The 12,188-nt window shown below is 38.9% G+C and carries 11 protein-coding genes, 2 pseudogenes and 1 riboswitch; of the genes and pseudogenes, 3 read left to right on the top strand and 10 right to left on the bottom strand.

Annotation, left to right across the window (positions count from 1 at the left end; all coding sequences use genetic code 11):
• Nucleotides 1-268: 268 nt before the first annotated feature.
• The 5 genes and pseudogenes from fic to PQQ29_RS00310 form a co-directional block, all read right to left on the bottom strand.
• The gene (fic, locus tag PQQ29_RS00330) at nucleotides 269-871 is read right to left on the bottom strand and encodes a protein adenylyltransferase Fic (RefSeq protein ID WP_003131447.1); all 603 of its coding nucleotides are present in this window, start codon (nucleotides 869-871) and stop codon (nucleotides 269-271) included.
• A gap of 16 nt (nucleotides 872-887) precedes the next feature.
• Nucleotides 888-1,511, bottom strand: coding sequence for a mobilization protein (locus PQQ29_RS00325; protein WP_068995963.1), 624 nt, complete (start codon nucleotides 1,509-1,511; stop codon nucleotides 888-890).
• A complete protein-coding gene (locus PQQ29_RS00320) occupies nucleotides 1,508-2,740 on the bottom strand; it encodes a relaxase/mobilization nuclease domain-containing protein (RefSeq protein WP_068995964.1) in 1,233 nt (410 codons plus the stop codon). The genes PQQ29_RS00325 and PQQ29_RS00320 overlap by 4 nt, the downstream gene beginning before the upstream one ends.
• Complete coding sequence (locus PQQ29_RS00315) at nucleotides 2,719-3,084, bottom strand: plasmid mobilization protein (RefSeq protein ID WP_003131442.1); 366 nt, start codon at nucleotides 3,082-3,084, stop codon at nucleotides 2,719-2,721. Before PQQ29_RS00315 ends, PQQ29_RS00320 begins: the two co-directional genes overlap by 22 nt.
• A 543-nt stretch (nucleotides 3,085-3,627) precedes the next feature.
• Nucleotides 3,628-4,146: pseudogene (locus tag PQQ29_RS00310) on the bottom strand (site-specific integrase); the annotation flags it as partial.
• Nucleotides 4,147-4,222: 76 nt separating this feature from the next.
• Between PQQ29_RS00310 and PQQ29_RS00305 the strand changes: the two are divergent.
• Both PQQ29_RS00305 and PQQ29_RS00300 read left to right on the top strand, forming a co-directional pair.
• A pseudogene (locus PQQ29_RS00305) lies at nucleotides 4,223-4,904 on the top strand (IS6 family transposase).
• Nucleotides 4,905-5,074: 170 nt separating this feature from the next.
• The gene (locus PQQ29_RS00300; RefSeq protein WP_050558412.1) at nucleotides 5,075-5,635 is read left to right on the top strand and encodes a CadD family cadmium resistance transporter; all 561 of its coding nucleotides are present in this window, start codon (nucleotides 5,075-5,077) and stop codon (nucleotides 5,633-5,635) included.
• 70 nt (nucleotides 5,636-5,705) lie between these two features.
• Here PQQ29_RS00300 and PQQ29_RS00295 read toward each other — a convergent pair whose 3' ends face one another.
• The 4 genes from PQQ29_RS00295 to PQQ29_RS00280 all read right to left on the bottom strand — a co-directional run bounded on the left by PQQ29_RS00295 (nucleotide 5,706) and on the right by PQQ29_RS00280 (nucleotide 9,566).
• Nucleotides 5,706-7,589, bottom strand: coding sequence for a cation-translocating P-type ATPase (locus tag PQQ29_RS00295; protein ID WP_003728476.1), 1,884 nt, complete (start codon nucleotides 7,587-7,589; stop codon nucleotides 5,706-5,708).
• Between the two features lie 128 nt (nucleotides 7,590-7,717).
• Nucleotides 7,718-7,826, bottom strand: a riboswitch (NiCo riboswitch).
• A gap of 225 nt (nucleotides 7,827-8,051) precedes the next feature.
• Nucleotides 8,052-8,816 (bottom strand): UPF0236 family transposase-like protein, encoded by a 765-nt coding sequence (locus PQQ29_RS00290; RefSeq protein ID WP_176867842.1) that lies wholly within the window; start codon nucleotides 8,814-8,816, stop codon nucleotides 8,052-8,054.
• Nucleotides 8,817-9,006: 190 nt separating this feature from the next.
• Complete coding sequence (locus PQQ29_RS00285) at nucleotides 9,007-9,327, bottom strand: DUF6339 family protein (protein ID WP_003750113.1); 321 nt, start codon at nucleotides 9,325-9,327, stop codon at nucleotides 9,007-9,009.
• Nucleotides 9,327-9,566, bottom strand: coding sequence for a DUF6339 family protein (locus PQQ29_RS00280; RefSeq protein WP_003728479.1), 240 nt, complete (start codon nucleotides 9,564-9,566; stop codon nucleotides 9,327-9,329). Before PQQ29_RS00280 ends, PQQ29_RS00285 begins: the two co-directional genes overlap by 1 nt.
• A 120-nt stretch (nucleotides 9,567-9,686) precedes the next feature.
• Here PQQ29_RS00280 and PQQ29_RS00275 point away from each other — a divergent pair, with 120 nt between their 5' ends.
• Nucleotides 9,687-10,556: a glycine betaine ABC transporter substrate-binding protein gene (locus tag PQQ29_RS00275; protein ID WP_003728480.1), complete on the top strand. Its 870-nt coding sequence runs from the start codon at nucleotides 9,687-9,689 to the stop codon at nucleotides 10,554-10,556.
• Nucleotides 10,557-10,801: 245 nt separating this feature from the next.
• On the opposite strand, the gene PQQ29_RS00270 is transcribed toward PQQ29_RS00275, so the two are convergent.
• On the bottom strand, nucleotides 10,802-12,166 hold the full coding sequence (locus tag PQQ29_RS00270) for an FAD-dependent oxidoreductase (protein ID WP_003728481.1): 1,365 nt from the start codon (nucleotides 12,164-12,166) through the stop codon (nucleotides 10,802-10,804).
• Nucleotides 12,167-12,188: the final 22 nt, after the last annotated feature.

Raw genomic sequence — 12,188 nt, 5'->3', positions numbered from 1 at the left:
TGCTTTTATTATATCACACACCAAGACATTTTTTAATAAATTGTCTTGGTATACATTGTTTTTTGTCTTGGTATAATTTATATAATTGGCGGAAACATTGACTTTTTCACCACGCAAAAGAACAAAAGATTAAAATATATAGGATAAATTAATATAGGCTTCGCCTTTTTTTATTTTTTTCAAAAATTTAAAATCAAAAGTCAAAATCATCCCGTAAGCAAACAGACTAATCAATATAGAATTTGATCAGTCTGTTTGTATCGGTTATTTATAAATCTTCTGTTTTAATTTCGTAATAGCCCTCGTAATAATAACTCGCATCAATTCCTTTAAAGAATTGTTCTTTTCCTAAATCATCGGTTAAAGCCTTTTGAATCAAATATTTTAATTCATTGGTGCTGACTGTACTACGGATCATGGCATTTAAATATTCATCCTTATCAATTTGATTCCAATCGACGATTTTGTGTAGTTTATTTTTAAGAATTAAATCCAACCAGATACGAGTGGCTCGTCCATTGCCTTCCCTAAAAGGATGCGCCACATTCATATCCGAATACTTATCAATAATTTCATCAAATGTTTCTTGAGGTAATTTATCAATATATTCAAGTGTTTGCGCTAAAAAAATACGTGGCGCAAATTGAAAGTTTCCTTTCGCAATATTCACTTCTCGAATTTTTCCTGCAAAGTCGTAAATATCTTGGAATAAAAACTGATGAATATCAGATAAGCCTTGAAACGTCCCAATTTCCAGATCCTCTATTTTGCCAGACTCAAACAATTCTTTGGCTCTTTTTTTCGTTAATAACTCTTCTTGTTTAGCTAATTCTGCTGAATTTGTTAAGCCTAATTTATTATCTAAAACCAAAATATCCCCTCACTCTCTATTTTTTCGGAAAGATTCTTTTGAAAATTTTTGGACGTTGATCAAACCATGTTGAAGCGGTATACATTAATCGAAAACTGCCATAAATTCCAGCACCGATTAAACCAAAACCACCTAATCCAAGAACGACTGCCCCATAAGGATGTTTAGGCTGTATTTCCATCACTGTGTCATACAAAATATGCAAACCCCAACCATCCCAGATACCTTTATAAATCCATCGTCCGATGAGAATACCAACAACTAAGAAACAGAACAGGCAGACAATATTCGCAATCAGAATACCGTAACATTCGACAATCTCACGTTTGCGATCTGCTTTTATCTGCTCTTGGTGTTCATTTAGTTCTTTTTTCAAAGCGAGTAATGCTTGTTTTTCAACTTGAATGTCTTTCAGTATATCCGCTTTTAAGTTTTCTGCCTCTAAACGATGGAGTTGTTCTTGAATGGCAGACTCCATTTTTTGATTCGCAACAGCTTCTATTTTTTCTTGGTAGTCCCGAAACTCTTTATTGACCTCTTGACGGACTAAGGTTTCTAGTTCTGGAACGTAACTGAAATCAATTTTGCCATTTTTATAAGCATTTAATACTTGAACAACGAGTTGTTCATCTTTATTCATCGACTCATCCCCCAATCATGATCTTTTGTTGGTTTCTTTTCGGACTGCACGTCTCTATTCTCTTGTTTTTCTAGGCCTTTCTGTTGTTCTTGCTCGTAATTTTTCATGTCCTTTGAAAAGCGACGTTCAAAATCATCGAGGATTTTCTCTTTTGTTTGCTTTAATTTTCTTGTAACGCGTTGAGTAAGTTCTGGTACTCGTCCTGCAAACTGTTTGATTGTGTCAATAAATCGATTAGTTGTTGATTCTCGTTTGAGAGCTTCTGATTTTCTTGGTTCAATTGCTTGTTCAAGGCTAACAATTTCTGATTCTCTTTGTTGAGTGTCTCGCTCAAGCGGAGTAATCGCTGGTTCTCGTTGTTCAACAGCTCTAAATTCGTTTTGTCTTGTTCTCTTTTCCAACTCATGTAAAATGGTCTCCCTTCCAAAATCAGAACCCAATCGGGCCTCTCGTGCTCGTCTTTGCTTGTTATTGGCGTCTAAAAAGGCATATGAGAACGTTTGAGCTCTTTCTGATAGAATTACACCATTATCGGATAAGCGCGCTTTAAACGTCTCATATGAGCTCACAGAGACATCTTGAAGCGATTTATTGATTCTTTCTCTCAAATCATCCATGTAAGAATACTCATTTTTGGCGATTAGTTCTTTTTCTGTCTCTGTTTGGCGCTCTTTTGGTGGCTCTAAAATGTGCCAGTTTTCTCGAGAAGCGAGTCGATCATTCATTTCTCGTGCTCGTTGAACGCTTTCTCCTTTTTGTTCTCTTAATTTCTTTCCTGTCTCTAAATTGACTTTATTGACAATGATGTGGTTGTGTAAGACGTGATTTTTTCCGTCTAAATGCGTATACACAGCACTTTGATGGTTAGGATAGAGATTTTCTGCTAATTCAACGCCTAAATCATTGGCTTTTTGCCAGTCTTTTTGAACTTTCGGATTCAGTTCATCTAAGGCGAAAGATTGGGTAATACGCAAGACTTGATTGGATTCTTTCGTTTGGTTATGAAGTTGTCGAATGACACCAAATTGTTCTTTGGCGATAAAGGGATCAATCCCGTTGGTTCCACCCACGGCAACTGCCCGACAATTTGTCAGCTCCACAGGACGTTCCAATTGATGGTCTTGTAGCCACTGTTCAGTTTTTTCATGCATGGGTCTGTCTTGACCTAAAGCATAATTAAGGGCGCTCGCTGCACTTGCGCCATTGCTTATTTTTGCAATTGTTGCCATAACTCTTTATATCCCTTTTGAGCTTGAGCGAGTACTCCGTATGTATAGCGTAAAGCCTCGATCAGCTCTTTATCTTGGTTGTCCATCCGATCGAATTGATTGAGTTTCTTGGCGATTTGATTTAAATTGGTTCCTTGTTTTGAGAGTTCTAATAATAAAGATTTCGCTTGGTCATGTTCGAGATAAGGTTTTTTTAAATGAGATTTTTGTGCTAATTTTTTCGCATAAAGATTCGGAGAGAGTCCATATGTTTCTCCTGAAATTTTCAGCTTATTGTATTGTTCTTCAGATAATCTAAATTGAATGTACTTTGTTTGATTTTGTGATACTTCTTTCTGATCCATAAATAGCCTCCTCAAAGATAAAATGCCCCAGCACTCATTCCTCAATCGCCCTTTGTCATTGATTTTGTAATAAGCATTGCGCCCTATTCGGTTACAATCATTATAACAAAATAGACCATATAAAGCCATAAATACTGCTGCAAGCTATCACATTGTAATACAAATTACTTCGTTCTTGTATTACAATGTGTCTTGAAAAGGGGGAAGTTTCACTTTCCCCTTTTATCCCCTTTGGATTGTGTCGATTTGCTTTACGCAAACGCCACCTACCCATTTTATAAAAATAAAATGGGCAAAAGATCTTTCTTTTTGTCATACAAAAAGAAGAAAAAGAGGGACGATTTTCTTCTTCCGAAATCGTCCCTCTTTTTGGATGAACGAACAAAAAATCTCTCGTATTTTGTTTGTTCATCCACTAAAAATATGCGAACAGTATGGCTTCATTCAATTCTGTTCTTACAAGTCAAAAGCATCGAATCGTCCTTGGACGATTCAACAAAAAAAGTAGTCGTTTTTGGACGACTACTAAGTTCTAAACATTCATTACCCAAAATCAATTTGGTCTAACATCGTTTCTCGACTAGCTTGATCTAATCCAAGATACGTTAAGGTCATGGCTTCACTTGAATGGTTTAATAAATGCATCACTAAACCAATATTATAGTTTGACTGGGTATAGACCTGATAAGCGCCTGTTTTACGCATGGTATGCGTTCCTAGATAGTTAATTCCTAAAAGATCACCAACTCGTGCCATAATCTTATAAAACTGTTTCTCGGTAATAGGACGATCAGGACGAGAAGTTGAAGGAAATAACCACTCTGAATTCATGTTTTGTTGGATGAGCCATGCATGATAAATCATTAAATCTTGTTGGACAGGTTTTAAATATAACGTATTTCCCTTACCAGTTTTTTGATCATGAATAAATGCAGTTTGTTTGACTGTTCCATCAAGATTAAAGACATCTGTTTTTTTTAATTTCATGACGTCACTCACACGTAGCAAGGTCGCTTTCCCAACTTGGAAAATTGTGTAGCTGCGACGACCAGCACGAAAACTATGGTTCTGTTGCAAAGTTTTAAATCTACTATCAAATAAGGTAGAATAATAGAAAAAGATAGCAGGAGGAATGACGATGAATCATTTTAAAGGAAAGCAATTTCAGCAGGATGTGATTATTGTAGCCGTGGGCTACTATCTTCGTTATAACCTTAGCTATCGTGAAGTACAAGAGATGCTTTTTATGACCGAGGAATTAATGTATGCCATACAACGATTTATCGTTGGGTATAAGAATACAGCAACGTGCTCTATCATCTATGGAAGAAGAAAAATATACAGTCCTTTATTCGTGGAAAATGGACGAAACCTATATCAAAATCAGAGGACGTTAGCACTATCTCTATCGGGCGATTGATGCGGATGATTTAACCTTAGATATCTGGTTACGAAAGAAACGGGATACGCAAGCAGCCTATGCTTTCTTAAAACGACTCCATAAACAGTTTGGTGAGCCGAAAGCAATTGTGACCGATAAAGCACCTTCTCTTGGCTCCGCCTTTAGAAAGTTACAGAGTGTGGGTTTATATACTAAGACAGAGCACCGAACTGTGAAGTATCTTAACAATTTAATAGAACAAGACCATCGACCTATTAAACGACGAAATAAATTTTATCAAAGTCTCCGTACAGCCTCTTCCACGATTAAGGGCATGGAGACCATTCGAGGAATATATAAAAAGAACCGAAGAAATGGAACGCTCTTCGGCTTTTCGGTGTCTACTGAAATCAAGGTATTAATGGGAATAACAGCCTAAGATATTTGGAGTTCAGAGAGGGCGCGTTTGATTTTCAAACTTCGCAACAGAACCAGTCACTTTAACCATAGCAGAAAGGGGTTCTTTTTTCATCACTTAACGGGTGAAGATGAAAAAGTAATTGTAAGCTGCCGTGAGGCAGTTTCACATGGTTTTAATTAAAAGTATGAATTATTCAGGTACTTATTATATTTTCGCAGAATCATACAAAAAAAGGCATCGTTCATATCTATGGAGGACAGTATCTGGGGACAAGCTTTCTCGTTGCCGTCAGTCTCTTCGCTGCTTATGTCCTGAATCTCATTCCTCAAGACTGGATCATTGGGCTCTTGGGACTGATACCTCTATACTTAGGTATCCAAGTCGCCCTTTACGGTGAAGAGGAAGAAGAAGAGGAGGAAGTCGTCGAAAAAATCAGTTCCGGCGGATCGAGTCGCTTGTTCTGGACCGTGACTCTCATCACTGTCGCGTCGGGCGCTGACAACTTGGGTATCTATATCCCTTACTTTACCTCACTTGATCCGATCGACATCATTTTTGCCATACTCGTCTTTGCCGTTTCCGTAGCCATACTTTGCTATATCAGCTTCCGCCTGGCTAAGTTCTCCTTCATCTCAGAAACCTTGGAGAAATACGAGCGAGTCATTGTTCCTATCGTTTTCATTGGTCTGGGTATCTACATTTTGCTAGAAAACGGTACGATACAGACACTCTTTTCAATGCTCAGCTAAATATGAACACTAGAAAGCCCCCAAGTCTGTTTGATCAGTCTCAGGGGCTTTCTTTCATAAAATGTTCAGTTTAAACCTTTACAGACTTTAAAGATGGATCCGAGACTCTCTCTTCTTGCTTCGGACCTTTAGATCCAAGTAGACGGAGACCATTAAGAATAACGAGTATTGTTGACCCTTCATGGAATAATACCGCTAGTGGAAGTCCTAATACGCCAAAGAGGTTCAAGACGATCAAGGTCACGATCACGCTGATCGAGAAAATCACATTCTGCAAAATGATTTTGTTCAGTTTCTTACTCAACTTGTAACTGTAGAACAGTTTCGACAAGTCATTTTTAACGACAACGACATCGGATGATTCCATCGCCACAGAGGAACCGCTGCCCATCGCGATCCCGATATCTGCATTTGCCAGAGCTGGCGCATCATTGATCCCGTCACCGATCATGCCGACCACTTCTTCCTTATCCTGACTCTCCCTGACATAGGCGATCTTGTCTTCCGGCAACATGGACGCTTTATAGTCATCGACACCGACGACCTCTGCTACCGTCTCTGTCACTTCTTCGTTATCACCCGTTAATAACGTGACTTTAATGCCTTCTTTCTGGAAGTTAGCCACGGCATCTGCCGACTGTCTGCGAATCTGGTCACTGAGTGAAAAGTAACCAACGACCTCCTCTTCTTTTGCTGCGAGAATGATCGTGTTGCCTTTTTGGAAGTACTGCTTGAAGCGATCGTAGTTTTTGAATGTACTGAAGGCTGAAGGTTTTCCCACCCTTACTGTGCCTTTCTTGATACCGGAACCGGCTATTTCACTAACAGGTTCATTATGATCGACTGAACTCAGATCCGTCTCTTTAAACGCCGTCACGATAGCTCGAGCGATCGGATGACTCGACTGCTGTTCCATATAGATCACTTCTTTCAATACATCATCGGGAGCACTGTATTCATCGACCTTGAATTCACCATAAGTCAGCGTGCCTGTCTTGTCTGTGTATAAGATATCCATCGTGCTCAAAGCTTCCATTGCAGCCCCCCCTTTGAATAAAATCCCGTTTTTTGCTCCATTACTGATCGCACTCAACGTTGCTGGCGTGGCCGAAGCGACTAAGGCACAGGGACTGGCGACTGTTAGAAAGACCATACCGCGATAAAAGGCTTCTTCGAATGGCAGATCCATCAATGCATACATCACAACGATGAAAATCGGCACGATAACTAGTACAGAAATAACATACTTGCTCTCTATCCGGTCAATGAATTTAGAGATGCGTGAAGGACGGCTCTGCGCTTCTTCGACCATCCGAATGATATTGGAGAAGACTGTTTCATCGCTGGATTTGGTTACATCGATATAAAAAACGTCGCCTTCATTGATCGTTCCTGCGAACACTTCATCTTCGGCCTCTTTCACGACAGGAACCGATTCGCCAGTGAGAGCTGATTCATTGACGATCGATTTGCGGTCAATGATTCCGTCGATCGGGATCTGTTCCCCTTTAGAAACGACGACCCTTTCCCCTACATTCAGGTCTTCAGTAGGAACGGTTACCACTTCACCATTTTCTTTCAAGACTTGAGCTGTTTCAGGTACCTGAGCCATCAATTCCGAGATCGCTGAGGTCGATTTGTTGTTCGCATAATCTTCTAGTACTTCAGCTGCGGCAAAAATTAGTAGTAAGGCTGCTCCTTCTGATTCAAAATCAAAGATCACAGCACCAAGTGCAGCGAGGATCATAAGTAGATCCACGTTGGGCGACTTGTAGCGCACTGTTTCTACGATCGCATTTTTGGACGCATAAAAGCCTAAGAAAAATATAGCAGCATAGAAAAGCCAGCGACTGTACTCACTATTCATCGTTCCAAATATAAAGCCAGCTGCGGCAAACAAAATACCGATAGCTAAAAACTGGCCCTGCCTACTCTTTATTAAATAACTGATCATGTTATTCCCTTCTTTCATCATTATTTTTATTCTATCACATATCACAGACAACTGGCTTAAAGAGCGGTCTCCCTCCTTTTCCACTTATTTTTCTGTATTAAAAAAGGGCATACCCGTAGAACAGAATTAACTGTCCCACAGATATGCCCTTAGAATACATAGTCTGCTGCCGCAAATAATTGCAGCCCAGCTGCATGAACCTCGTGTTACGTTCACCGCCTGTTCAGATCACAATGATTAGCTCAAACGCCCCTAATCAAAGCTTTCATATTAAGTTGTCGTCTTTTATCAACTTGTCTTGTAAAGTTAGTTTCATAATAGCACATCAAATTTAATCGGTCAAGCCTTTACTTACATTTGTATGCGTCAAGTTTTCCTCGGTAACCTTTATTCTAAATGACCCTTAAAATAAATGCGGTTTTTTGTTTCTATTCATTTAACTAAATGAAAGGGCTAGTTGGCCTATAAAGCTGCTTTTCGGACCATAATTGACGATAGAACCCGTTTGGATTGTTTGGCCGTAGAATCTATTTTCTTTAACGCTTGACGGACAGCTCCTTTAATCTCTTCACCTAGTGATTCGACTTTATCTGTTATTTCAGCTGTTAAAGCTGTCTGTAAAAGCCCATTTTTCTCTGCAGTGAGAATTGCCACAACGTGGCTAGCTCCTTTTTTTGTCCAGCTTCGGCCTTGTCTCTTCATGCGATATGTATACAGACGATGACCCGTCTCTCCAGCCCCTGTGCCTCTATCAATCGATAATTCACGCTTCTTAAACGGTTTGATATAAACCCAGTTCCGAGATAAGTAATTTTTGAGCTTTCTAATCTGTTCCAATCGATCTTCTATAATGACTTCGGGAAGATCAATCAGACGACTTTCAATGGTGGCACAAAGTGTTTCAATTCTATCCCAATCATATTGATAGATAGCTTTCTCCACCTGCTTGGCCATTGGCTTATCAAAGGATAAACGTTCTTTTATCTTTTTGTGCACATGAAATAAGTCTCTAAAATGCTCGTGCTGCTTACTATAACCATCCATGGATTCAAATTTATCTGCTTCATAGCCACTGCTGCCATCACTGTTCGTAACCACAATGGTATCTTTTAAATTGTATACCTGATTTAAATAATGCGCGGCTTGCTTAAAGGCATCCTGACTAGATTCTACACTGGAAAAAACCATAGGGTTAATCAGTGTATGCCGCTTTTTCTCCCTATTCACGCCTTCATGTATAACGATTCTATGAATAACCGGAGATTAAAATAACAAGTACATATAAATTACAATATGTTAGACCTGAATAATTCATAGCTTAAATTATAGAGGTATGAATTATTCAGGATAATTATTCAGGATAATTATTTCCAGCCTAATATATAATCAGATTAATAGAATACCCTCTAAAATGATTTCATTTTAGAGGGTATTTATTATGCTTTTTGAAGAACTTGGATATCTTGGTCAGTGACACTATTTTTTCCTTTAACAACTCAATTGTAATCTCTTCAACCTCTTCAAAAGAAAGTATTTCTAAGATTCTGACACCTCCCATTAAATTAAAATACATTATTGAAGTTCGAAATTGCTCTCTATGGTAAGGAATTAAATCAGCATCATATAGTTTCTTTATTCCAGAAATAATTCCAAGCCGAATGTTTTTATTGTTTGTCATTACGCTAGAAAAGAAACTAATCATCTTCCCAGATATATCTTTTTTCCCAAAAAACTCCATTAACTCATAAGGATTTTCGCGACTATCATCCGTTGTATAATATCTAACCACCACAGACGAGATAAAATATGAACGATTAATGATCTCGGTTCTCCTTGTGTGAACAGCGTACCACTCTTTATACTTTTAATCTTTTTTATTTCAATTTCGGAAATTAATCTGTAGAATAGGAAATCTTGATGCACTGTATTTATAAGTGTAAACCAAATAGTCTCTTGAGAGGCTTCAACAGTATTCAAATGTTTTAACTTATGGATACGATTTTTTATGGCTTAAATTGTCAAATTAAGTGCAACACAGTTTTATAAAAGATTTCATAAGGTGTTTTCCAATTCAAACATTTTTTGGGACGTGTAAAAATGTTTAAGAAAATGAGTTTATTAGTAGCAACAGTTATAGGGCTATTATTTACCTTTGGCAGTGAAGATTCGTATAAAACGACTGTAGGTGCTGATTCTGGTGGCCAAACAGTGACTCTAGCAACTGTGAATTGGGAGTCTGAAATAGCTTCAACAAATGTCCTGGCACAGGTGCTAAAAGAAGCAGGGTTCAACGTACAAATTACAACAGTAGACCCGGCCATCATGTTTAGTTCGGTTGCAGAAGGGCAGTTGGATGCTATGGTCGGCGGTTGGGTGCCTACAACGCACCAGGCCTATGCAGAGAAATATGGTGACTCGATGGTTGATTTAGGGGCTAACCTAGAAGGTGCTATTTCAGCATTAACTGTTCCAACATATATGGAAGATATCAATTCGATTACCGACCTCACGGATGAAAATGATTCAACTATTACAGCAATTGAACCAGGGGCAGGTGTTACCAACAGTGCCCAAAATGCTGTTAAGGAGTATGACAATCTATCCGATTGGGAGGTTTCTGTGAGTTCAACAGGTGCTATGATTGCTGAATTAGATCAGGCTATCAATAATGAAGAGGATATAGTTGTGGTTGGTTGGAAGCCGCATTGGATGTTCATGGATTATGATCTTAAGATGCTTGACGATCCAGAAAATGTCTTTGGTGGCTACGAGGAAATTCATTCATACGCAAGAGAAGGGCTAAAGGAAGATAATCCAGAAGCCTATAAGATTATTGATAACTTCTACTGGGAAGTTGAAGATATGTCTTCTGTTATGGAAGAATTAGCGACAGATGTAGAACCAGAAGAAGCAGCAGATAATTGGATTGAAGCCAATCGTGAAACAGTTGATGGTTGGTTAGAGTAAAAATTAGAGGTGTGACAAAAGTCGCTAAGACTCGGCGCGCTGGAGCAAAAGCCGAACAAGTACTGCTAAGTAATTGGCGTATTTTGGGAAGTGTTGGAAGAGTTTGACCTTTGGAACCGGATATCGTGAGCTACATAATAGAAGAAAAAGACAGGCGAGTAGATTAAATGAGAGTCTACCGCCTGTCTTTTATTTGTTATAAAGAATGTTATATATCTGTAGTGAAAAAGTGGCTTTCGTTTGGATTAGAAAAGCATTGTGTCTGCGCCGTATGGTTGACCTTGAGCTTCTTGCGCTAAGACATTTAAGAAGTTCCAAGGACGGCTGAATTCTGGTTGGAAGAAGAAATCAGCTTGCGCTAATTGGTCTACAGTCCATTCAGCTTCAATCGCAACAGATACAGCATTAATAGCTTGAAGAATGTCATAAGTTGACATTAATTGAGCACCTAATATACGACCGTTATCTGCATCGTAATGAAGCTTCATTAAAACTTTTTCTTCGTCATGCATAAATGAAGGACGGATTAAGTCTTCTTTGTAAACAGATTTCACATTTCCTTGGTAAGAGTTTGCGTTAGCATCCTTGATACCAGTAGTAGCGAATTTGTAGTCAAATACAGCAAGACCTGATGTACCGTTTACGCGACCAATTTTAGCGTCTGCATCACCACTTGCGTGACGAGCCATGATGACACCTTGGCGACGAGCGTTAGTTGCTAAAGCAATGTAAGCTTTGTCGTTTGTAGGTGCAAAAGGAATAGCAGTTGCATCACCTGCAGCGTAAACATCTTTAACTGAAGTTTCCATGTGTTCGTTGACTTCAACAAAGCCGCGACCATCAAGGGTTAAAGTGTCTTTCAACCATTGTGTGTTTGGACGAACCCCAACACTGATAATAACTGTATCTGCTTCGTAAGTGCCTTTGTCAGTGACAACAGCAGTTACTTCGTTGTTTTCGTTGACTTTAAATTCTTTCACACCTTCGCCAGTTTTAATCTTCATACCTTTTTCTTCCATATGTTTTGTTAGAAGACTAGTGAATTCACTGTCAAGGTAAGTTGGTAAGATTGAATCAACAAAGTCGACTACTGTTACGTCGATGCCAGCTTGTGCGTAAGCAATTGCTGCTTCGATACCGATGTAACCAGCACCAACAACTACAGCTTTTTTAGCTGAAGACATACGATTTTTCACTTTATCTGCCCAGTTTCTACCACGTAAGTAGAAGATGTTTTCGTGTTGGTCATCTACATTCGGGATTGTACCTGGTACACCACCTGGAGAAAGCAATAGTTTGTCGTAACTTTCTGTAGCTTCCACACCGTCAGTAGTGCGTGTTGTAATTTCTTTTGTCTCTGGGTTGATGGCAATCACACTTGTGTTCATGCGGATATCAACGCCTTGTTCTTTATATGATGCTTCATTTGCGTAGTGTAATTCATCCAAAGATTTTGAAATGTCTTCTAGATAGGACTGAATACCACATGATAAGAAAGAAGCGGTTGATCCAGCTTCAAATACAACGATTTCTGCATCTGAGTCTTTTTTCAATAGAGTTTGCACAGCTTCAAAACCAGCATGCGAAGTTCCTACTATAACGTATTTCATTCGTATTACCTCCAAAGGTCAA

The organism is Listeria innocua, assembly GCF_028596125.1.
GTDB classification, from domain to species: domain Bacteria; phylum Bacillota; class Bacilli; order Lactobacillales; family Listeriaceae; genus Listeria; species Listeria innocua.
This window is presented reverse-complemented; position numbering and strand designations above follow the sequence as displayed.